Annotated in this window: 16 protein-coding genes and 1 riboswitch; of the genes, 12 read left to right on the top strand and 4 right to left on the bottom strand. The window is 70.5% G+C overall.

The window, feature by feature from the left end; translation table 11 throughout:
• Window positions 1–124 precede the first annotated feature (124 nt).
• Entirely contained in the window at window positions 125–2,182 is a 2,058-nt protein-coding gene (locus ACZ6Z4_RS16330; RefSeq protein WP_465563947.1) for a prolyl oligopeptidase family serine peptidase, read from the top strand.
• Between the two features lie 112 nt (window positions 2,183–2,294).
• Here ACZ6Z4_RS16330 and ACZ6Z4_RS16325 read toward each other — a convergent pair whose 3' ends face one another.
• The gene (locus ACZ6Z4_RS16325) at window positions 2,295–3,650 is read right to left on the bottom strand and encodes an aminotransferase class V-fold PLP-dependent enzyme (RefSeq protein WP_465563944.1); all 1,356 of its coding nucleotides are present in this window, start codon (window positions 3,648–3,650) and stop codon (window positions 2,295–2,297) included.
• Window positions 3,651–3,665: 15 nt separating this feature from the next.
• Window positions 3,666–3,779: riboswitch (SAM riboswitch) on the bottom strand.
• 267 nt (window positions 3,780–4,046) lie between these two features.
• Here ACZ6Z4_RS16325 and ACZ6Z4_RS16320 point away from each other — a divergent pair.
• The 3 genes from ACZ6Z4_RS16320 (at window position 4,047) to ACZ6Z4_RS16310 (ending at window position 6,408) form a co-directional block, all read left to right on the top strand.
• On the top strand, window positions 4,047–4,763 hold the full coding sequence (locus ACZ6Z4_RS16320; protein ID WP_465563941.1) for a hypothetical protein: 717 nt from the start codon (window positions 4,047–4,049) through the stop codon (window positions 4,761–4,763).
• A gap of 189 nt (window positions 4,764–4,952) precedes the next feature.
• Complete coding sequence (locus ACZ6Z4_RS16315; protein ID WP_465563938.1) at window positions 4,953–5,468, top strand: DinB family protein; 516 nt, start codon at window positions 4,953–4,955, stop codon at window positions 5,466–5,468.
• A 175-nt stretch (window positions 5,469–5,643) separates the two neighbouring features.
• Complete coding sequence (locus ACZ6Z4_RS16310; protein ID WP_465563935.1) at window positions 5,644–6,408, top strand: DUF4184 family protein; 765 nt, start codon at window positions 5,644–5,646, stop codon at window positions 6,406–6,408.
• Between the two features lie 106 nt (window positions 6,409–6,514).
• Here ACZ6Z4_RS16310 and ACZ6Z4_RS16305 read toward each other — a convergent pair whose 3' ends face one another.
• Entirely contained in the window at window positions 6,515–7,408 is an 894-nt protein-coding gene (locus ACZ6Z4_RS16305; RefSeq protein ID WP_465563932.1) for a hypothetical protein, read from the bottom strand.
• Between the two features lie 1,406 nt (window positions 7,409–8,814).
• On the opposite strand from ACZ6Z4_RS16305, the gene ACZ6Z4_RS16300 reads away from it, so the two are divergent.
• From ACZ6Z4_RS16300 to ACZ6Z4_RS16265, 8 genes are all read left to right on the top strand, one after another.
• Window positions 8,815–11,454 (top strand): FtsK/SpoIIIE family DNA translocase, encoded by a 2,640-nt coding sequence (locus ACZ6Z4_RS16300; protein ID WP_465563929.1) that lies wholly within the window; start codon window positions 8,815–8,817, stop codon window positions 11,452–11,454.
• A 635-nt stretch (window positions 11,455–12,089) separates the two neighbouring features.
• Window positions 12,090–12,779: a hypothetical protein gene (locus ACZ6Z4_RS16295; protein ID WP_465563923.1), complete on the top strand. Its 690-nt coding sequence runs from the start codon at window positions 12,090–12,092 to the stop codon at window positions 12,777–12,779.
• A gap of 87 nt (window positions 12,780–12,866) precedes the next feature.
• Window positions 12,867–13,622, top strand: coding sequence for a RodZ domain-containing protein (locus ACZ6Z4_RS16290; protein ID WP_465563920.1), 756 nt, complete (start codon window positions 12,867–12,869; stop codon window positions 13,620–13,622).
• A gap of 442 nt (window positions 13,623–14,064) precedes the next feature.
• Entirely contained in the window at window positions 14,065–14,571 is a 507-nt protein-coding gene (locus tag ACZ6Z4_RS16285) for a phosphotransferase (protein WP_465566733.1), read from the top strand.
• A gap of 84 nt (window positions 14,572–14,655) precedes the next feature.
• The gene (locus ACZ6Z4_RS16280) at window positions 14,656–16,395 is read left to right on the top strand and encodes a MiaB/RimO family radical SAM methylthiotransferase (protein WP_465563917.1); all 1,740 of its coding nucleotides are present in this window, start codon (window positions 14,656–14,658) and stop codon (window positions 16,393–16,395) included.
• Window positions 16,392–17,015, top strand: a complete 624-nt coding sequence (pgsA, locus tag ACZ6Z4_RS16275) for a CDP-diacylglycerol--glycerol-3-phosphate 3-phosphatidyltransferase (RefSeq protein WP_363670678.1) — start codon at window positions 16,392–16,394, stop codon at window positions 17,013–17,015. Before ACZ6Z4_RS16280 ends, pgsA begins: the two co-directional genes overlap by 4 nt.
• Window positions 17,012–17,602 carry a CinA family protein gene (locus ACZ6Z4_RS16270; protein ID WP_465563913.1) on the top strand — a complete coding sequence of 197 codons (591 nt, stop codon included), beginning with the start codon at window positions 17,012–17,014 and terminating at the stop codon, window positions 17,600–17,602. Before pgsA ends, ACZ6Z4_RS16270 begins: the two co-directional genes overlap by 4 nt.
• A gap of 163 nt (window positions 17,603–17,765) precedes the next feature.
• Window positions 17,766–18,050, top strand: a complete 285-nt coding sequence (locus ACZ6Z4_RS16265) for a helix-turn-helix domain-containing protein (protein WP_184794210.1) — start codon at window positions 17,766–17,768, stop codon at window positions 18,048–18,050.
• A gap of 11 nt (window positions 18,051–18,061) precedes the next feature.
• Here ACZ6Z4_RS16265 and ACZ6Z4_RS16260 read toward each other — a convergent pair whose 3' ends face one another.
• The gene (locus tag ACZ6Z4_RS16260; RefSeq protein ID WP_465563909.1) at window positions 18,062–18,556 is read right to left on the bottom strand and encodes a DUF4262 domain-containing protein; all 495 of its coding nucleotides are present in this window, start codon (window positions 18,554–18,556) and stop codon (window positions 18,062–18,064) included.
• Between the two features lie 68 nt (window positions 18,557–18,624).
• Window positions 18,625–19,434, bottom strand: coding sequence for an Fpg/Nei family DNA glycosylase (locus ACZ6Z4_RS16255; protein WP_465563906.1), 810 nt, complete (start codon window positions 19,432–19,434; stop codon window positions 18,625–18,627).
• Window positions 19,435–19,439: the final 5 nt, after the last annotated feature.

Below are 19,439 nucleotides of genomic sequence, written 5' to 3'. Positions count from 1 at the left end.
CCGGTCCGGGGCCGGCGCCTGTGCGGGATGCCGCCAGCCGGAGGCCCGGGCCGGGTGGGACGGTTGCTGGTCGGTAGGGAAATCCGTCGGCGTTCGGCGCCGGCGTCGGGCTAGGTTTGACCGCATGACCTCCGAGTTCCCCCTGAGCCGCCGTGACGATGTCGTCGACACGCTGCACGGACGTGAGATCGCCGACCCTTACCGCTGGCTGGAGGACCCCGACTCCGACGGCACGAAGGACTGGGTGACGCGGCAGAACGCGTTCACCGAGGCCGAGCTCTCGTCGTACGGCGAACGGGCGTGGTTCCAGGAGACGATGAGCGCGATCCTGGCGCGGCCGCGGGCCGGCGTACCGGTGCGCAAGTCCGGCTGGTACTTCGTCGGCCGCAACGACGGGACCCAGGCGCAGGACGTCGTGTACGTCGCGGAGTCGCTCGACGAGCTGCTCGCCGGCGGCCGGGTGCTGATCGACCCGAACACGCTGTCCGAGGGCGGCACGGACTCGCTCGGCAGCTTCACGGTCAGTCCGGACGGCAAGTACTTCGCGTACGGGATCAACGAGAGCGGCAGCGACTGGATCACGTTCCGGCTGCTCGACATCGCCACCGGGTCGCCGGTGGACGACGTGGTCGGCGAGGCGAAGTTCAGCGAGGCGACGTGGCTGCCGGACTCGTCGGCGTACCTGTACGTGCACTACCCGTCGGGTGGGCGCTCCGAGGGCACGGAGACGCGGGCGCTCGGGGCGGGCGAGCTGAAGCTGCACCGGGTCGGGACGCCGCAGAGCGAGGACGAGCTGGTCCTGCGCCTCCCGAACGAGCGCCTCTACTTCGACGTCACCGTCACCGAGGACGACCGGTACGTCGTACTGCACATCTTCGAGGGCACCGACCCGCGGACCCGGCTGTGGGTGTATCCGCTGGTCGACGGCGGGCTCGGCGAGCCGGTGAAGGTGATCGACGAGTTCGCGTACGAGGCGCTGTTCGTGCGGATGGACGGCGACCGGCTGCTCCTGCGGACCGACCGTGACGCTCCGCGCGGGCGGGTGGTCTCCAGCGATTTGTCCGGGGAATTCGTGGATGTGATCCCAGAGAGCTCGGCGACGCTGCTGGAGGTCCACGGGACCGAGGGCGGCCTGGTGACGGTGTCGCTGGCCGACGCGCAGCCGGTGCTGACGCTGTACGACGTCGACGGTGGCAATGCCCAGGTCGTCCCGGCCGGATCCGGTGGACTGGTCGGGGTGAACTCTTCGATGAAGTCTCCTGAGGTGTTCGTCGGCTTCTCGACGACCGTCGATCCAACCGTCGCCTACGTGATCACCGACGGCACGGCCCGCGCCCTTCCGGAACTGGTTCCGCCACTGACCTCCTACACACCTCCCGGTGTGGTGGTCGAGCGTCGAGTCGACCCCGCTCGTGAGGTGCCGTACTACCTGATCAGCCGGAGTGATCTCGGCTTCGACGTGCCGCGGCCGACGCTGCAGTGGGGGTACGGCGGCTTCCGCATCCCCGTCTTCGCCGACTACCGGCCGGGCTGGCCGGCGTGGCTCGCCGCTGGGGGAGTGCTGGTCGTCACCAACCTGCGGGGCGGCGGTGAGTTCGGGAGCGAGTGGCACGACGCTGGGCGGCTGGCGAACAAGCAGGCTGTGTTCGACGACTTCATCGCGGTGGCCGAGCACCTGGTCGCTACTGGAGTGACGACGCCTGGGCAGCTGGCGATCCATGGGCGCAGCAACGGCGGCCTGCTCGTCGGAGCCGTGATGACGCAGCGGCCTGACCTGTTCGCCGTCGCCCTGCCCGGCGTCGGCGTACTGGACATGCTGCGCTTCCACCTGTTCACCGTGGGCGCGGGCTGGGCGTCGGACTACGGTCTGCCCGACGACCCGGCCCAGTTCGAGGACCTGCTCGCCTACTCGCCGCTGCACAACCTGCACGACGGTACGGCGTACCCGGCGACGCTCGTGGTCACCGGTGACCACGACGACCGGGTGGTGCCGCTGCACAGCCACAAGTTCATCGCCGCGCTGCAGCACGCGCAGGCGGGGGAGGCGCCGGTGCTGGCCAGGATCGAGGTCGACACCGGTCACGGGTTCGGGAAGCCCGCGGCCATGGTCGCTTCGGAGTGGGCCGACCTGCTGGCGTTCGCCGCTCACCACACAGGTCTTTCGGTGCCGTCTTCGCTCTAGCGCTTGCTGCCGCCGGAGCTGCAGCACTCACCAACCTCGCCCTCGGGCGATCTCGCAGGCCTCGCCGAGCGGTGGCTCGGCCTGGTTCAGCAGGTTGGTGAGTGCTGGGTGTTCACCAGATCTGCGGAGCGTCCAGGTCCCGCGGGTCGTCGGCCGGCTGGCAGCCGTGCGCCGACTCCTCGTACTGCCGCGTGAGGCCCTTGGTCGCCAGCGTGCGCACCGCTCCGACCAGCCGGTCGACGTGCTCGCGCGTCGTGCCGAGCCCGAGACTCGCCCGCACCGCCGTACCGGAGTCCTGCAGCAGGTGACCGACCAGCAGGTGCGCGCAGAACTTCCCGTCCCGTACGCCGATCCCGTACTCCGCCGACAGCGCCGCCGACACCAGCGTCGAGTTGAGTCCGTCGATCGTGAAGCAGACCGTCCCCACCCGATCGGCGTCGGCACCGAAGATGTCATAGGTCTCGACACCCTCGATCTGCGCCAGACCGGTCCGCAGCCGCGCGAGCAGGTTGCGCTCGTGCTGCTCGATCGCCTCGCGGTGCTGGGCGATCGCCGCGCACGCGGCGGCCAGGGCGATCGCGCCGATCACGTTGGGGGAGCCGCCCTCATGCCGCGCCGGGCCCTCGTTCCAGACCGTCGTGTCGGTGGTGACAGCGGCGGTCGCGCCGCCGCCGTACAGGTACGGGTCGGCGGCGTTCAGCCAGTCGGAGCGTCCGATCAGCGCGCCGGCGCCGTACGGCGCGTAGAGCTTGTGCCCGGACAGCGCGACCCAGTCGACGTCCAGCTGCTCGATGTCGACCTCGCGATGCGGAGCGAGCTGCGCGGCGTCCAGACAGATCCGCGCACCGTGCGCCCGGGCGACGGCGGCGAGCTCGGCGACGGGGAAGATCTCACCGGTCACGTTGCTCGCGCCGGTCACGACGACCAGCCGCGGGCCCTCGGGCGCCTGACGCAGCGCGTCGGCGACCGCGCTGACCGCCCCTGCGGTGGTGGTCGGCGCAGGGAGCCGGACGGTCCGCTCAGCCGGCCAGGGGAGCAGCGCCGCGTGGTGCTCCGACTCGAACACGATCACCGTCGCGTCGGCCGGCAGCGCCTTGGCGAGCAAGTTCAGTGCGTCGGTGGTCTGCCGAGTGAAGATCACCTGGTCGTCCTCGCGAGCGCCGACGAACGCGTGCACCTCTCGGCGAGCGCGCTCGTACCACTGCGTGGTGATCCGCGACGCGTACCCGTTGCCGCGGTGCACCGACGCGTACGACGGCAGCGCCGCCTCGACAGCCCGGCGTACGGACTCCAGACACGGCGCACTCGCCCCGTGGTCGAAGTTCGCGTAGTCGGTGACCCGGCCGTCGGCCAGCGGCACCAGCAGGTCCGCGCCGACCGTGGCCGGGATGCTGCCGGTGGTGAGCCGGGCGACCGCCTGCCGCGTGCTGGTGGCGTTGGCCGGCTCGAGAATGGAGAGGATGGACATGCTGCTGCTCCCGGAAGTCCGCACTTGCCGAACGGGGTGTCCGCACGGCCTGGTCCTCACCCGGGGCACCCCACCGCGGTGGAGGGTTGCCGTCCAGCTAGCCGGGGCTTGTCGCTGGCTCTCATGACCTGCCGAAGACGTTAGCCGGGGGAGTGGTGGGTGCGCCAGCAGCTATCTCGCTGTGTGAGACCTCGTACCGCATTATGAGATGGGGACCGCGTGCCCACGACCTCGGCCGATCAGCCAGCGGTTGACCGGAACGCGGTGACCAGTGTCATGCCCCGGCGGGGTGCCGGCCCGCTCCCGCCCCCTCTCCTCACCCCCGCCTTGTTCACGGCCCCGACGGGGAACCCGGCGGACGGTTCACAGCATCTGAGTCGGAGAGAGGTGATGACCATGCCGTGGTGGAGCCAACCGAAGTGCCCGGTGCGACCCGAAGAACGAACCTGGATCGAGGAATCCCTCGACTGGTTCGTCACGACCTTCGGCGACGAGCCGCTCCACCGCCCGGTAGTGCTCCCGGCCGCGGAGTTCTTTCCTTCGTCCTACACCGGCGCCGAGGCTGATGTCCGTGCGGTCTTCGCGACCGTCGCCCACCTCGTCGACGTACCGGTGGACCGCATCGACCTCGACCTGGAACCCGACGACGCCTTCGACGACCTCGTCGACGGACTCCCGATGGAGATGAGCTCCCGCGGCGCAGCCGCGCACTGGCGGCGCCGCAACGGTCGCTCGGTGATCACCGTCGAGATGGCGAAAGCTCGCCAGCCGGTCGCACTCGTCGCCGCCATCGCCCACGAGCTAGGCCACGAACGCCTCATCGGCGAAGGCCGCAGCGACCCCGACCGCCGCGACGACGAGCCCCTGACCGACCTCTTCACGGTCTTCTTCGGCTTCGGCGTCTTCACCGCGAACGCCGCCTTCGAATACAGCCGCTCGCAGACCGGCTGGCGCACGAGCCGCCTCGGCTACCTCACGGAGGCGATGTTCGGCTACGCGCTAGCCCGCTACGCCTGGCTCCGCGACGAGCCCGACCCGCTGTGGGCCGCAGCACTCGACACGAACCCGCGCACCTACCTGAAGCAGGGCCTGAAATACCTGAGCGCGAACTGAGCCCCTGCCGGGGGGGATGCGGGAGATGTGGGAGATGTGGGGCTGCGACGCGTTCCTGCCCGGCGGCGACAGCGCGGGCAGCCGCCCGGCGACCGGGGCCGCGGGGATGTAGGGCTGCGGGGACGCGGCGCTGCGAGGACGCGGGATACCGGGATGCGGGCTGAGCCCTCGCCGGGGGAGGATGCCGGGATGACTTGGACCGCCCCCGCCGTCGAGCGCCCGACCGGCTCGCTCGTCGCCCCCGAGCGCGAACTGCTCGCCGGCTACCTGGACTTCTACCGCCAGACCCTGCTCCACAAGTGCGCGGGCCTGACCCCGGAGCAGCTCGCCCAGCGCAGCGCCCCGCCGTCCACCCTGTCGCTGCTCGGCCTGATCCGGCACGCGCGCAAGGTCGAGCGGATCTGGTTCCGGATCCACTTCGCCGACGTACCGGCCGAGCCGGTCTTCGACCCAGCGCTCGGCAAGGACGCGGACTTCGAGCTGATCGACGCGGCCGACGCGCAGGCGTCGTACGAGGCACTGATCGAGGAGTGGAAGCTCTCCGACGAGGCCGTCGTCGGCCGCTCGCTCGATGACCGCTTCACGTTCTCCGGCGAGGAGTCGTCGCTGCGGATGATCTACATCCACCTGATCGGCGAGTACGCCCGCCACAGCGGCCACGCCGACCTCCTCCGCGAACACCTGGACGGCGTCACCGGCGCCTGACGCGGCTCCTTGCCCAACGCAGCCCACGCCCCGGCGCCCGCTTCGTCATCCCCGGTGGCCCGTGCAGTACGCCGCCGGTGCCGTGGTTCTCGTCCCCGCCACGGTCCGTCGCGCCGTTGGCAGCCCTCACCTCTCGTTCTGTTGCTGTGAGCCCCTAATCCCGTACGCTGCGGCGGTGCCTTTCCCGTTGGCCCACCCGGCCGCCGTCCTCCCGCTGATCCGGAAGCCGTTCGTCGCGTCCGCGCTGGTCGCGGGCGCTCTGGCTCCCGATCTGCTGTACGTCGGCCCGCTCTACACGTTCGCGACCCGGTACATCAACGGCAACCTGACGCTGACCCTCACCCACGACTTCACGTCAGCACTCTGGCTCGACCCGCTCCTCGCGCTGCTCGCGTTCCTGGTCTTCCACCTGCTGGTGAAGCGACCCCTGATCGCGTTGGCCCCAGCAGCCCTGGCCGGCCGGCTCCCAGCACCCCAATGCCCGAGCGTGCTCTGGACCGTCGTCTCGCTCTACCTGGGCGGCTTCACCCACGTCCTCTGGGACTCCTTCACCCACGGCGACGGCTACTTCGTCGACCGCTGGTCCTTCCTGACCACCGCGATCACCCCGACCTGGGACGTGAACCGCGTCCTCCAGTACGTCAGCAGCGTCGGCGGCATCGCGCTGATCGCCATCTACCTGTACCTGTGGTGGCGCCGCACCACCCCGACACCGGTCGAGTCCGGCCTCGCCCCGACCACCCGGTACGCCGTACTGGCCGCTGCCGCCGTCCTCGCGATCATCGCGGCCGTGATCGAGGTCCGCCGCGCCGCCCAGGACTCCGAGCTGGTCGGCGAAGCCGCAGTCCGCTTCGCTCTCACCGGCCTGGCCTCAGGAGCCGTAGCCGCGCTGGTCTTCTACGTGGTCGCCTGGCAACTCCTCAGACTCCGCCGCACCTGACCGCGGTCGCACTGACCTCCGCCGCACCGACCTCCGCCGCACCGGACCACGGTCGAGACAACCCACGATCGCTCAGCCCAGAGGATTTCTCAGATCCGAGGGTTTCTCAGACCCGAGCGCCCAGCAACTGCACGTTGTTTCGCCCGTACCGATCCGGTGCCAGCGCGAGCTCACACGTCCCGTCCGCGATGCTGCACCGAATGATCCCCACCGGAGTGTTCTCGCCCGTGTCGACCACCATCAACAAGTGGTCGTCGTCCTCAGCCACAGCCATCACGAACTGAACCCCGACCCACTGCCGCCGAACGTGCCCGGTCACAGCATCCAGCGCCGCAGTGAACCGCTCAGCCCCACCGCCCCGAAAGCCCTCGCTGGCCACAACAGTCCGGTCATCCGGCGTGAACCCGTCCAGCGAGTACTGGCAGGTCGTGAAGTTGCGCTTCCCGCTGGGCAACTCAGCCACCGAACTGCAGAACGTCTGAGCCGCCCCGCTCACGAACTCGGCAACCGCAGTCCCGCCGCTGTTGACCCCCTCGATCGTCCGCACCCCAGTGATCGCATTGACCTGCCCCGACTTCGAGTCCCACCGGTAGTACTTCTCCGGCGCCGGATACCCCTTGCCCTCGGCCCCGAAATACACCACGTCCCCACGCACCGCCAGCACGTTCGTCCGCCCGTACTCGGCCCGCTTCAACGACCGCTGCACCAACTCGGTGTCCCGCGAGTCCGCCCAGTACACGGCGCTCTGATCCTGCACCGCGTACGCCGCCAGGTCCTCCTCCGGCGACGTGACCAGACTCGTCACCCCGGCGACCCGCCCAGCGCTGAACGCTTCCGCGTACGGCTCGACCCTCCTCAGCTCGGTCGTGAAGTCACCCGTCGACACCACCACGAGCACCCCACCCCCGAACCGAACAACCTGCTCGATCGGCTCTTTCCCCGGCACCTCGACCACCGGCCCGGTCCCGCCCCGCACGACCCGATCAACCAGAAACGCCATCTGAGGCCCCTGCCCCACCGGAAGCTTCGCCAGAGCCACCTTCACCTCAACCGGCTTCCCATCAGCCGTCCCCGCCGAAGTCTTCCCACCCGCCCCCGCCAACGGCCCCGCCGCATCCACCCGCTCCCGAGGCACCTGCCGAAACGCCACAGTCCCACCCACCACAGCCGCCGCCACGGTCAGCCCGGCCACCAACACCGTCAACCGAACCCGCAATCCCGTCACCTCGACCCGCCACCTTCACCTCGACCACCCGGTCGGATGCCCCCAACCCCCATTTAGTTGGCCACCCCACCAAACCGTCACAAACCCACCCCCGAAACTACACCCCGTAACCACCCACTCCGCCGCGGCGAAACCCCCGCCCCGCCCGGCCCACCGACCCACACCGCCCCCGCCGCGCCGCATCACCCCGCGCGGCGCGCCGTGCGACGACCCACGCCGCCCCCCGACACCCCCGCGGCACCAACCCCACCGCCCCGCACCGCTTTCCGACCACACCACCCCCGCGCGCCGCGCCGCTCACCAACTCATGCCGGCCACCGCGCGCCGCTCGCCAACCCGCCGCCCCCGCGCCGCTACTCGACCCACACCGCCCGGCGTAGCTCACTAGCTCACCGCCCGGCGCCGTCTTCCGACCCGCCCCCGCGCGCCGCGCGATGACCCACCGCCCCCGCACCGCTCACCAACCGACGCTTTGGGGCCGCTCTCCGACCCATTCCCGGCCCCGCGTGGCTCACCGGCCCGCCGCCCCCACGCCGCTCTCCGACCCACACCGCTCACCACCCCGCCGCCCTCGCACTGCTCACCGACCCACATCACCTCCGCTCCGCGCGCTTCGCGACGACTCACCGCCGCCGCGTGACGAACCCGCCCCCGCCGCTCACCGACCTACTCCGCCACCCCGGCGGCGCCTTGCTGGCTCGGCTGTTTCCCAAGCCCGGCGGACACTCGCCAGGTCGGCGACTTCACACCCGCTCAAGATCCGGCGATCTTCCACCCGCATCAGGTCCGGCGCCTTCGAACAGCGTCAGGTCCGCCGGATCCTGCATCCGCGTCAGGTCCGGCGACCTTCCCGCGCGAGGCCCGGCAACTGTCCGCGCCAAGCCCGGCAGCCTCCCGGACTCGCCAGGCCCTGCGACGTCCCACGCGCGCCAGGCCCGGCGGCCTCCCGGCCTCGCCAGATCCGGCCGCCGACGGATCGCGCAAGCGGCGGTCCTGCGCGATCTCGCTCGCCCTCCGAAGTACGTCGCCCCGCGCAACACGCCGTGTGCGCACCACCAGAACTCGCGCCGCACCCCACCCCGTCTCAGCGCGCAGCGGTGGCCTGTGACGGGACGGATGGGGTGGTGTGATCGGCGTGTGACACGTGTGGCTCGAGTGGTCGGCGGGGTAGCCTGGGCAGCATGGCGACCCGCACGTCTTCCCCGGCGCGGGCGCAGAAGTCGGCAGCAGGTCGCCCGAGTTCGGCGCGATCGGCGGCCGGTGGACGCTCCCGTCCGTCTGGCGCCCAGAAGCGTGGGCAGAGCGCGAAGCGCGGTGGTAGCACCGCCGCGCGGACCAGCACGCCCAAATCCGGCGCGAGCGGGGGAGCGGGACCGTTCGCGGCCGCGATGATCGCGATCGGCCGCGGCCTGGTGAAGCTGTGGCTCGGCTTCGCGCACCTGCTCGGCAGCATCGTCCGCGGCGTCGGCAACGGCGCCCGCGACCTCGACCCTGCGCACCGCCGCGACGGCGCCGGCCTCGGCCTGATCGGGCTGGCCGTGATCGTCGCGGCCGCGATCTGGTGGACGCTGCCCGGCGCGGTCGGCAACGCGATCCGCACCGTGGTCAGCGGCAGTGTCGGCATGCTCGGCTGGGCCGTGCCGCTGATGCTCCTGTTCATCGCGCTGCGCACCCTGCGGCACCCGGACCGCAACGGCCCGGCCGGACGCCAGGTGATCGGCTGGACGTCGATCTCGCTCGGCATCCTCGGACTGGTCCACATCGCGCACGGCATCCCGCGCCCGAGCGAAGCCGGCGACCCGCCGCTGCAGGACGCCGGCGGCGCGATCGGGTACGTCGTCTCCTCGCTCCTGTCCGACCTGCTCACGACGTACGTCGCCTCGCCGCTCTTGGTGCTGCTGACGATCTTCGGCGCGCTGGTCGTCACCGGTACGCCGATCTACGCGATCCCGGTCCGGGTCCGCGCCGCGTTCGACGTACTGCTCGGCCGGACCGAGATCCCCGCGGACGCGCCGTCCGCGCAGCCGAGCACCGACGACACCGTGCGGCTCACCCGCAAGGAGCGTCGCGCCAAGGCAGCGCTCGACGACGACGGCGACCCGACGGTCAGGCCGTACGACTCGCCGGTCCTCGAGGGCCGCGAGATCTCCAAGCGGGGCCGCAAGACCAAGCCGCCGGTCGACGAGGACCCGTACGACGTCGACGGCGACGCCGACACCACCGATCTCGCCGCATCGGGTTCCGGCCCGGCCAGCACGGGCGGCAGCTCGAAGGCTGCCAAGGCCGAGTCCGCCCCGGAGCCGCCGCCGCACACGCCGCTGCCGCAGCGCGTCGAGCAGCTCAGCCTGTCCGGCGACATCACCTACACGCTTCCCGACGGCAACACGCTGAAGCCGGGTTCGGTCCACAAGGCCCGGACGAAGGCTTCGGACGCTGTCGTCGACCGGCTGACCGAGGTGTTCGACCAGTTCGGCATCGACGCTCAGGTCACCGGCTACACCCGTGGCCCGACGGTCACCCGGTACGAGGTCGAGCTCGGTTCGGCGGTGAAGGTCGAGAAGGTGACCGCGCTGTCGAAGAACATCGCGTACGCCGTGGCCTCGGCCGACGTCCGGATCCTGTCCCCGATCCCGGGCAAGTCCGCGATCGGTATCGAGATCCCGAACACCGACAAGGAGATCGTCAGCCTCGGCGACGTGATCCGTTCGGCGACCGCCCGCAACGACCACCACCCGATGGTGGCCGGCCTGGGCAAGGACGTCGAGGGCGGGTTCGTGGTCGCGAACATGGCGAAGATGCCGCACCTGCTGGTCGCGGGTGCGACCGGTTCGGGTAAGTCGTCGTTCGTGAACTCGCTGATCACCTCGATCCTGATGCGGGCCACCCCGGACGAGGTGCGGATGATCCTGGTCGACCCCAAGCGGGTCGAGCTGAACAACTACGAGGGCATTCCGCACCTGATCACCCCGATCATCACGAACGCCAAGAAGGCGGCCGAGGCGCTGCAGTGGGTCGTCCGTGAGATGGACATGCGGTACGACGATCTCGCGGCGTTCGGCTTCCGGCACGTGGACGACTTCAACAAGGCGGTCCGCGGCGGCAAGGTGAAGCCGCCGCCGGGCAGCGAGCGCGTGCTCACGCCGTACCCGTACCTTCTGGTGATCGTCGACGAGCTCGCCGACCTGATGATGGTCGCGCCGCGCGACGTCGAGGACTCGATCGTCCGGATCACGCAGCTGGCCCGTGCGGCCGGTATCCACCTGGTGCTGGCGACCCAGCGGCCGTCGGTGGACGTGGTGACCGGTCTGATCAAGGCCAACGTGCCGTCCCGGCTGGCGTTCGCGACCTCGTCGCTGGCGGACAGCCGGGTCATCCTGGACCAGCCCGGCGCGGAGAAGCTGGTCGGCCAGGGCGACGGCCTGTTCCTGCCGATGGGCGCGAGCAAGCCGATGCGGATCCAGGGCGCCTGGGTCACCGAGAACGAGATCCGCTCGGTCGTCGAGCACTGTAAGGAGCAGCTGCAGCCGACGTATCGCGAGGACGTCACGGCGGCCGCCGGTCCGAGCAAGGATCTCGACGACGAGATCGGCGACGACCTCGACCTGGTCGTCCAGGCCGCGGAATTGATCGTCTCCACCCAGTTCGGTTCCACGTCGATGTTGCAGCGCAAGCTCCGGGTCGGTTTCGCGAAGGCGGGCCGGCTGATGGACATCCTGGAGAGCCGGGGAGTGGTCGGGCCGAGCGAGGGTTCCAAGGCCCGGGACGTCCTGGTCAAACCCGACGACCTAGAGGACTTCGTCGCCACCCTGCGAGGAGAGTGACTGTGCCGGCCCCCACCAAGATCCCCCGTGAGCCGTCCGACCCCACCACCCCCGCCGCCCCGGAATCCACCATGCCGCAGCCCAAGCAGCGCAGCGCCCAGCCCATCCCGCAGGCGCCCGCGCCACGCCCCTCCGCACCCGAAGCGGAGCAGACCGGCCCCTCCGGCCGCGCGCTCCGCCAGACAGCGCCCACCCGCGGCGCGCAACCACTGTCTTCCCCAACCGGCAACCGCCCAGCTCCACAGCCCGCGGCGCCTGATGGCACCCGCGCCGCGGTGCAGTCGCCCCAGAGCGCCCGGCCCGCCGCGCAGCCGTCCCAGGACGCCGACCCGACGCCGCAGACGTCCGAAGACGCCGACCCGGCGCCTCAGGGCGTCCGTCCGGTCCCGCAGACGTCGACGCGTGAGGGCGCTCGTCCGATGCCGCAGACATCGACTTCCCGCGCGCCGCGCGCAACCGCGTCCGAGGGGGCCCACCCGGCGGCCCGTCAGGTTCCGTCGGCTCGGCAGAAGCAACAGTCCGCCGTGCGGAGCATCGCGCAGGAACGCCGCGAGAAGGAGGGGCCCACCAGTTTCCCAGCTGACGTGGCGCCTGGGCTGGCTCTGGTCGGCGCGCAGGCCTCCGTCGGTGCGCAGGTGGGTGGTCCTGTGCGGGTCCGCAACGAGACCCCCGTCGAGGCGCGCAGTGGGGCGTCGACGCGGGACGAACGACTGAACGGTCCGGGCGGCGACGTCCCGGCGTACGAGGGTGAGGCACCGGTGTACGACGCCCAGTTCGACGTCGCGGAGTTCGACGTCGAACCCGACGAGCTGGAGCAGGAGTTCACCGTGCGCTCCTCCCAGAAGGTGCACGGTGCCCTCGCGGTCGGCGCCGGGCTGGTCGCGATCGGTTTCGCGACCTCGGCATCGACCTCGCCGACCGGCGTGCTCCGCTGGTTCGCCGCGGCCGCCTTTGCGACCCTGGCCGTCATCTGCGCACGCGCCCTGACCGTCGGGGACATGCTGGTCGCCGACCGCGTCGGGATCCGGCTGCGGATCAACGACGAGTGGATCGGCACCCGCTGGGAAGAGATCGAGGAGGTCAGCGTCCTGCGCCGCCGGCACCCCCTCGACGACGGCCGGATCGCCGTTCACCTGCTTGACCCAGGACCGGTGCTGGCCACGATGCCGGCCGCGACGCGCAGGACCACGGACGCCAACCGTCGCCTCACCGGAACCTCTCTCGCGGTACCGTTCGGGTTGACGGCACGTCCGTCGAACGGGGAAGTGGTACAGGCTTTGCACATGCTGGCGGACGCGAGATGTCCGGTCAGGGAACAAATCTGACTCTGCCGTGACCCCGCCGGGCCAAGGCCGTTGACTTGATGTCGGCGGATCGGTGAAGCACACGGGTGGTGGAGAGGCGGTGGGATCGTGACCATCGGCAGTGAGCTCACGGCGGCCCGCGAACGGGCGGACCTGTCGATCGAGCAGCTCAGCGCGGCCACCCGGATCAGAACCGGTCTGCTGGTCGCGATGGAGGCCGACGACTTCTCCCGCTGTGGTGGCAACTTCTACGCTCGCGGCCACATCCGCTCGATCGCCCGTGTGGTCAAGGCCGACCCGGCGCCGCTGCTGGCGGCGTTCGACGAGGCGTACCCACCCAGCGAACCCGACCGCGCCCGCCGCGACGAACGCATCGAGCCGCGTAAACCGCGTCTGCACCCGGTTCGCCCGCGGTGGGCGGTTGTCGTCGGCGCGATTCTCGTCGGTCTGATGGGCTGGGGCATGGTTCGCCTGTTCACGCTGCCGAGCGACGTCGAGGCCAACGCGTCTCGTACCGCGAGCCCGACTCCCGCCGTCACGACCCCGGTCAAGCCGACGGCCACCAAGCCAGCGCCGCCGAAGCCGTCCACGCCCGTGAAGCCGAAGCCGCCCTCGAAGGTCGTCGTGGTGCTCAAGTCCACCGGAGAAGGCACCTACGTGACCCTCCGGAACTACTACGGCGAGAAGCTCTTCCAGGGCCTCCTCGGCACCGGTTCCACGCAGACCGTCACGTACCCGGGCTCGATCCGCGTCCAGGTCGGCGCGCTCAAGAACCTCACGATCACCATCAACGGCAAGAAGGCGACGCCCGCCAGCAAGCGTTTCCTCATCACCCCGACCGGCGCGATCCAGAAGACGCCCTGATCTCCCGAGGGGCACGTGGGGGAGGCGGACGCCGTGATGAGTGACTCCCGCAGACCCACTTCCGAAGCCGAGGGAGATTCCGCGGCGTCTCGTAGGCCCACGCCGGCTGATCTCGCACGGGACTACCGCCTGACCGTCTCGGAGTTGGTGGCACACGCCGGCGGGTTCGAGAGCGAAGGCTGGGTTGCCGACGGCACCTGGTTCGTGAAGGTGTGGCGTGTCGGGATCACTCCGGAGCCGAGCTCGCTCGAGGTCCTTCACGAACTGCAGAACCTCGGTCTCCCCGTCGCCGCTCCGATCTCCACCACGTCCGGCGCCGTCCAGGCGACCTGGAACGACCGCTCGTACGCTGTGTTCCCAGCCGTACAAGGCCGTCCGGCAGTAGACAGCGACTGGCGCCAATGGGCGCGCGCCCTCCGGCAGGTCCACGAACGCCCGTCCGATCCCGGCCGCGCTCACAGTCGCCCGTACCGACGATTCGTACGCGCGTCTCCTGCTCGACCGGCTGGACCACCCCTGGATCGCGCCACGCGGCAACGAGTTGGTCGCCGCCATCGACCGCCTCGGCAACGTCGTACACCGCGCGCGTCAGAGCCCAGCCCCTGAAGTGATCTGTCACACGGATCTCATCGCGCAAAACCTGCTCATCGACGGCGACAACCAGATCGCCGCGATCCTCGACTGGGACCAGACAGCGATCGCCCCTCGGGAGCACGACCTCTGGATCGCCGCGGAGACCCGGCACCTGGAGGACTTCCTCACCGAGTACGGCGCCCGCGACCTGAGCCTCGTTCACCTGGAGTACGCGCTCCTTTCGCGGGCCCTCGGCGACCTGACCGCGCGGATCCTGGACGAGGTGGACCGCCCGGGCGTCCAGACCTGGGGCTTCGACCGCCTGGCCAGGCTCGACCAGGACCTGTCCCGGTTCCGGCCGTTCTGCGCTGGCTAGTACTCGTCGCCCGGCACCTGCGTTCCGCCTGGGTGGAGGTGACTGGTTAGGGCCGTTGGGGTCGCAGCAGTCATACTCGGGGTGATGACTACGAACCCCACGACTGTCGCCCTGGTCACGCTGGGCTGTGCTCGTAATGATGTGGACTCCGAGGAACTGGCCGGCCGGCTGGAGGCCGGCGGGTTCCGGTTGGTGGAGGACGCGTCCGAGGCGGACACCGTGGTGGTGAACACCTGCGGATTCGTCGAGGCCGCCAAGAAGGACTCGGTCGACACGTTGCTGGCCGCCTCCGACTACAAGGACTCGGGCCGCACCCAGGCCGTCGTCGCCGTCGGCTGCCTTGCCGAGCGGTACGGCGAGCAGTTGGCCGACGCGCTGCCGGAGACCGACGCGGTGCTCGGCTTCGACGACTACGCGGACATCTCCGACAAGCTGCGCTCGATCCTGGCCGGGACCAAGCACCAGTCGCACGTACCGCGCGACCGCCGCAAGCTGCTCCCGCTCGCCCCGGCCGACCGGGCCGGCGCTCACGGCGTCGCAGTCCCTGGCCACGGCGACACCCCCACCGACCTCGGCTCCGCACACGCGGGCAAGGACAAGGCGGGAAGCGACGCCGACTCTGCGCAGGGCCGCACGGCGTCTGCAGCGGGTGGCGCGGTGTCCGCGCACGTGGCTGCTGGTGCGCACGGTTCTCACATCCCCTCTTCGTTGAAGCCCACGAACGGTTCCGCGGACGTTGACGCGCTCGCCGCCGGTGCGACGGCCGAGTTCAAGGGCCGTGCGGTCAAGCCGAGCGACCCCTCCGAGCTGAAGATCGACGCGCCGGACCTCGCGAGCGCACCGGCGAGCGGGCCGCGCGTGATGCGGCGGCGGCTGGACGGCGGGCCGATGGCGCCGCTGAAGCTGGCCTCCGGCTGCGACCGGCGCTGCGCGTTCTGCGCGATCCCGGCCTTCCGCGGCGCGTTCGTGTCGCGGCGCCCGACCGAGGTGCTCGGCGAGGCGCACTGGCTGGCCGAGCACGGTGTACGCGAGGTCTTCCTCGTCTCCGAGAACTCGACCTCGTACGGTAAGGACCTGGGCGACCTGCGGCTGCTGGAGACCCTGGTCGGCGAGATCGCTGCCGTGCCGGGCCTGACCCGCGTTCGCGTCTCGTACCTGCAGCCCGCTGAGATGCGCCCGACGCTGCTCACGGCGATGACTTCGACGCCTGGCGTCGTCCCGTACTTCGACCTGTCGTTCCAGCACGCGTCCGGTCCGCTGCTGCGGCGGATGCGCCGGTTCGGTGACGCGGAGCGGTTCCTCGAGCTGATCGAGCAGGTCCGCGCCCAGGCGCCGACCGCCGGCATCCGGAGCAACGTGATCGTCGGGTTCCCGGGCGAGACCGAGGAGGACGTGGACATTCTCTGCGACTTCCTTTCCCGCGCCGGGCTCGACGCGATCGGGGTGTTCGGGTACTCCGACGAGGACGGCACCGAGGCCGAGACCTACGACGGCAAGCTGGACGAGGACACCATCGCGGCCCGGCTGGACCGGGTGACGCGGCTGGCCGAGGATCTGACGTCGGCCCGGGCCGAGGCTCGGGCCGGCGAGACGGTCGAGGTGCTGGTCGAGTCCCTGGACGGCGACACCGCCGAAGGCCGCGCTGCGCACCAGGGTCCGGAGGTCGACGGTTCCACCACGCTCACCGGACTTCCCGACGGTCTGGCGCTCGGCGATCTCGTCGTCGCCACCGTGGTGGCGAGCGAGGGCGTCGACCTCGTCGCGGAGTACGCCGCGCACGTGCAGCCCCAGGAACTCGTCCAGGCAGCTAACCTGACCGCGTGACGAACCCGCCGACGAATCCGGTGCCGCACGCGGGCACCGGTCCGATCAGCGCGCCGAGCGCCTGGAACGTGGCCAACGCGCTGACGGTGCTGCGGCTCGTCCTGGTGCCGTTGTTCGTCTGGCTGCTGCTGCGTGACGGCGGTGCCGACGACGGGAACCGGCTGCTCGCGACCGCCGCCTTCGTGGTCGCGATCGTCACCGACCGGTTCGACGGTGACATCGCGCGCCGCTGGAACATGGTCACCAACTTCGGGAAGATCGCCGACCCGATCGCCGACAAGGCGCTCACCGGTGCCGCGTTCATCGGGCTGTCGCTGCTCGGCGACCTGCCGTGGTGGGTCACCATCGTCGTGATGGTCCGCGAGTGGGGGGTGACCGCGCTCCGGTTCTGGGTGATCCGGCACGGCGTGATGCCGGCCAGCCGTGGCGGCAAGCTGAAGACGGTCCTGCAGGCGATCGCACTCGGTCTCTACCTCCTTCCCTGGCACTCGGTGGCAGTCCTGCACTGGACCGCCGTGGCTTTCATGGCCGCTGCCGTGATCGTGACGATCGCGACCGGCCTCGACTACGTCGGCCGCGCGCTCCGCCTGCGCGCCGCCGCCAAACGTCCGCTCCCATGACCGCCGGCGACACGCCCGGAGCAGATGGCACGAACACGCCGACCTCCGACGGCACCGGACGGCACAGCGCGTCACGCGACCGAACTGCTGCGACGCGCCAGGACGGCCTGGACGCGGCGCTCGCGGGCTTCGTCGAGCTGCTGAAGGAGCGCGAAGCCACCGTCGCCACCGCCGAGTCGCTGACCGGCGGCCTGGTCGGTGCCACGCTGACCGACGTCCCGGGCGTCTCGGCGGTCTACCGCGGCGGTGTGATCGTCTACGCCACCGACCTGAAGGCGACCCTCGCGGGTGTCCCCGAGGACCTGCTGGCCGCTGTCGGGCCCGTGCACGCCGATACGGCCCACGCGCTGGCGGCGGGCGTCCGGGAGCGGCTGGGGGCCACCTACGGCCTCGCCACGACCGGTGTGGCCGGACCGGATCCGCAAGCGGGCATCGAGGCCGGCACCGTGTACGTCGCGGCAGCGGGCCCCTCCAAGGTCGAGGTCCGGAAGCTGTCGCTGAGCGGAGACCGCGCCACCATTCGCTGGGAGAGTGTCGAAGCGGTTCTGCGGCTCGGAGCCGAGTTGATGACGGAAGATCCGGGCTGATCGGGGTGTTGAGACCAGCATGGGCAGAGGTAGGGCAGACTGGAGCGGCGCACCGAAGCTGGACGTTGCGAACAGTAGTGACCCGGCAACGGGTACCGTTGGTTCCCACGGTCGAGCTACGGTGCGAGTAGATTCGGTCCGACAGGCGGAAGGGAGAAACCTCATGGTGCTGGTTCGTGGCCTGCTGGGCGACGTACTGCGGCGTAAGCGGCTGCGCCAGGGGCGCACTCTGCGCGAGGTGTCCGCCGAGGCCCGGGTGAGCCTGGGCTACCTCTCCGAGGTGGAGCGCGGTCAGAAGGAAGCCTCGAGCGAGCTGCTGGCAGCGATCTGCACGGCCCTCGACGTCCCGCTCTCGATGATCTTCGCCGAGGTGAGCGAGGACCTGGCCCGTGAAGAGGCCCTGGTGCTGGCGCACACGACGATCGAGCCCGAGGTCGTCGCGGCCTGATCCGGTCGTCATCACGCGTCCCCTACCGGCAGCGCCGGCTGGGGGAGCGGCGTGCGGAAGTCGAACGTCGCCTCGACGCGCGGCGGCCTCTCGACGTTCGACGGCTCCCAGAGCAGATCGGTCCGGAGTAGGACGAACGCGGGGATCGGCGCTGTGCCCTCGCGGCGGAACAGCTTGTTCGCCGTGGGTAGGTACGGCGCGGTGGTCAGCAAGTGGACCAGGATGATCTGCTCCGGGCCCGGGCGGAGGCGGGTCAGGTCGGTGCTCCCGTGAAACTGCTGACCGTCCTCGACCGCTAGGGCCATCGGCTCCAGCAGCCGGAACCCCTCCAGTGCGTCGCAGCCGAGCACTACGAACTCCGGATGCCCGCGCCGGCACAGGCCCACAGTCGAAGTGACCGGTGTCCGTCGGTCGAGATGCTCGACGACCCAGCCCTGGTCGTTGATCAGGTCCCGCACCTGCTGGGCGTAGTCGGCGCCCGGTCGCTCGCGGCAGATCGTGGTCATCACCTTCTCCTCTCCGAGTCGAACACACGTTCGATCTCGTCTCGTCAGAGAAGGTATCCGTTTTTGTCCTAGGTGCCGGGGTTGTCCACAGCCCAGTTCTCGGGCTGGCACCGCGGGCACCAGTAGCTGACCCGCGCCCGCGGTGCTTCACCGATCGGAGCCGTCAGGATCGTCGTACGGCATCGTCGGCAGGGCTTTCCGGGCCGCTCGAAGACCCAGCTGCGTTGGCCTGGCCGGTCCACGCCGGTCGTGACCTGCGCGGCGTGCACCAGGTTCGCCTTCATCAGCCGCCGGCTCAGGTCAACCGCGGCGCCGAGATCGACTGTCGAGACCGGGCGCCAGGGATGCAGCCCGAGCAGGAAACAGACTTCTGTGCGATAGAAGTTCCCGATGCCGGCCAGGTTCCGTTGATCGAGCAGGGCTTCGCTGATCGTCCGCCCGGGCTCGGCCGCCAAGTTGTCGAGGGCAACCGTCCGGTCGAACGACGGTGACAGCAGATCGGGCCCGAGATGCCCGACCACGCTCTCCTCGTCGGAAGTCGCGACGAGTTCCAGGACCGGCAGCCGATAGCCCACCGCCGTCCACGACTCTGTCGACAGCACCGCCCGAACCTGATGGTCGGGCCCACCTCTCCACCGCTCACCAGGACGGTACAGGTGCCAGCTGCCGTCCATCCGGAAGTGGCTGTGGATCGTCGTACCGCCGGACAGGCGCATCAGCAGGTGCTTGCCCCGCGGCACGACCTCGACGACCGTCTGGCCGCTGAGGTCTGTCGTGGCCAGCGTCGGTACGCGGAAGTCGGTCTTCAGCAGCACCTTCCCGCCGAGCGCCTGGTCGAGGCGCTTGGTCGCGCGCCAGACGGTATCTCCTTCAGGCATGCCGG

The sequence above is a fragment of the Kribbella sp. NPDC104740 genome (assembly GCF_055583505.1).
Note: the sequence above shows the minus strand (reverse complement) of the source record. Positions and strands in the feature narration are given on the sequence as shown.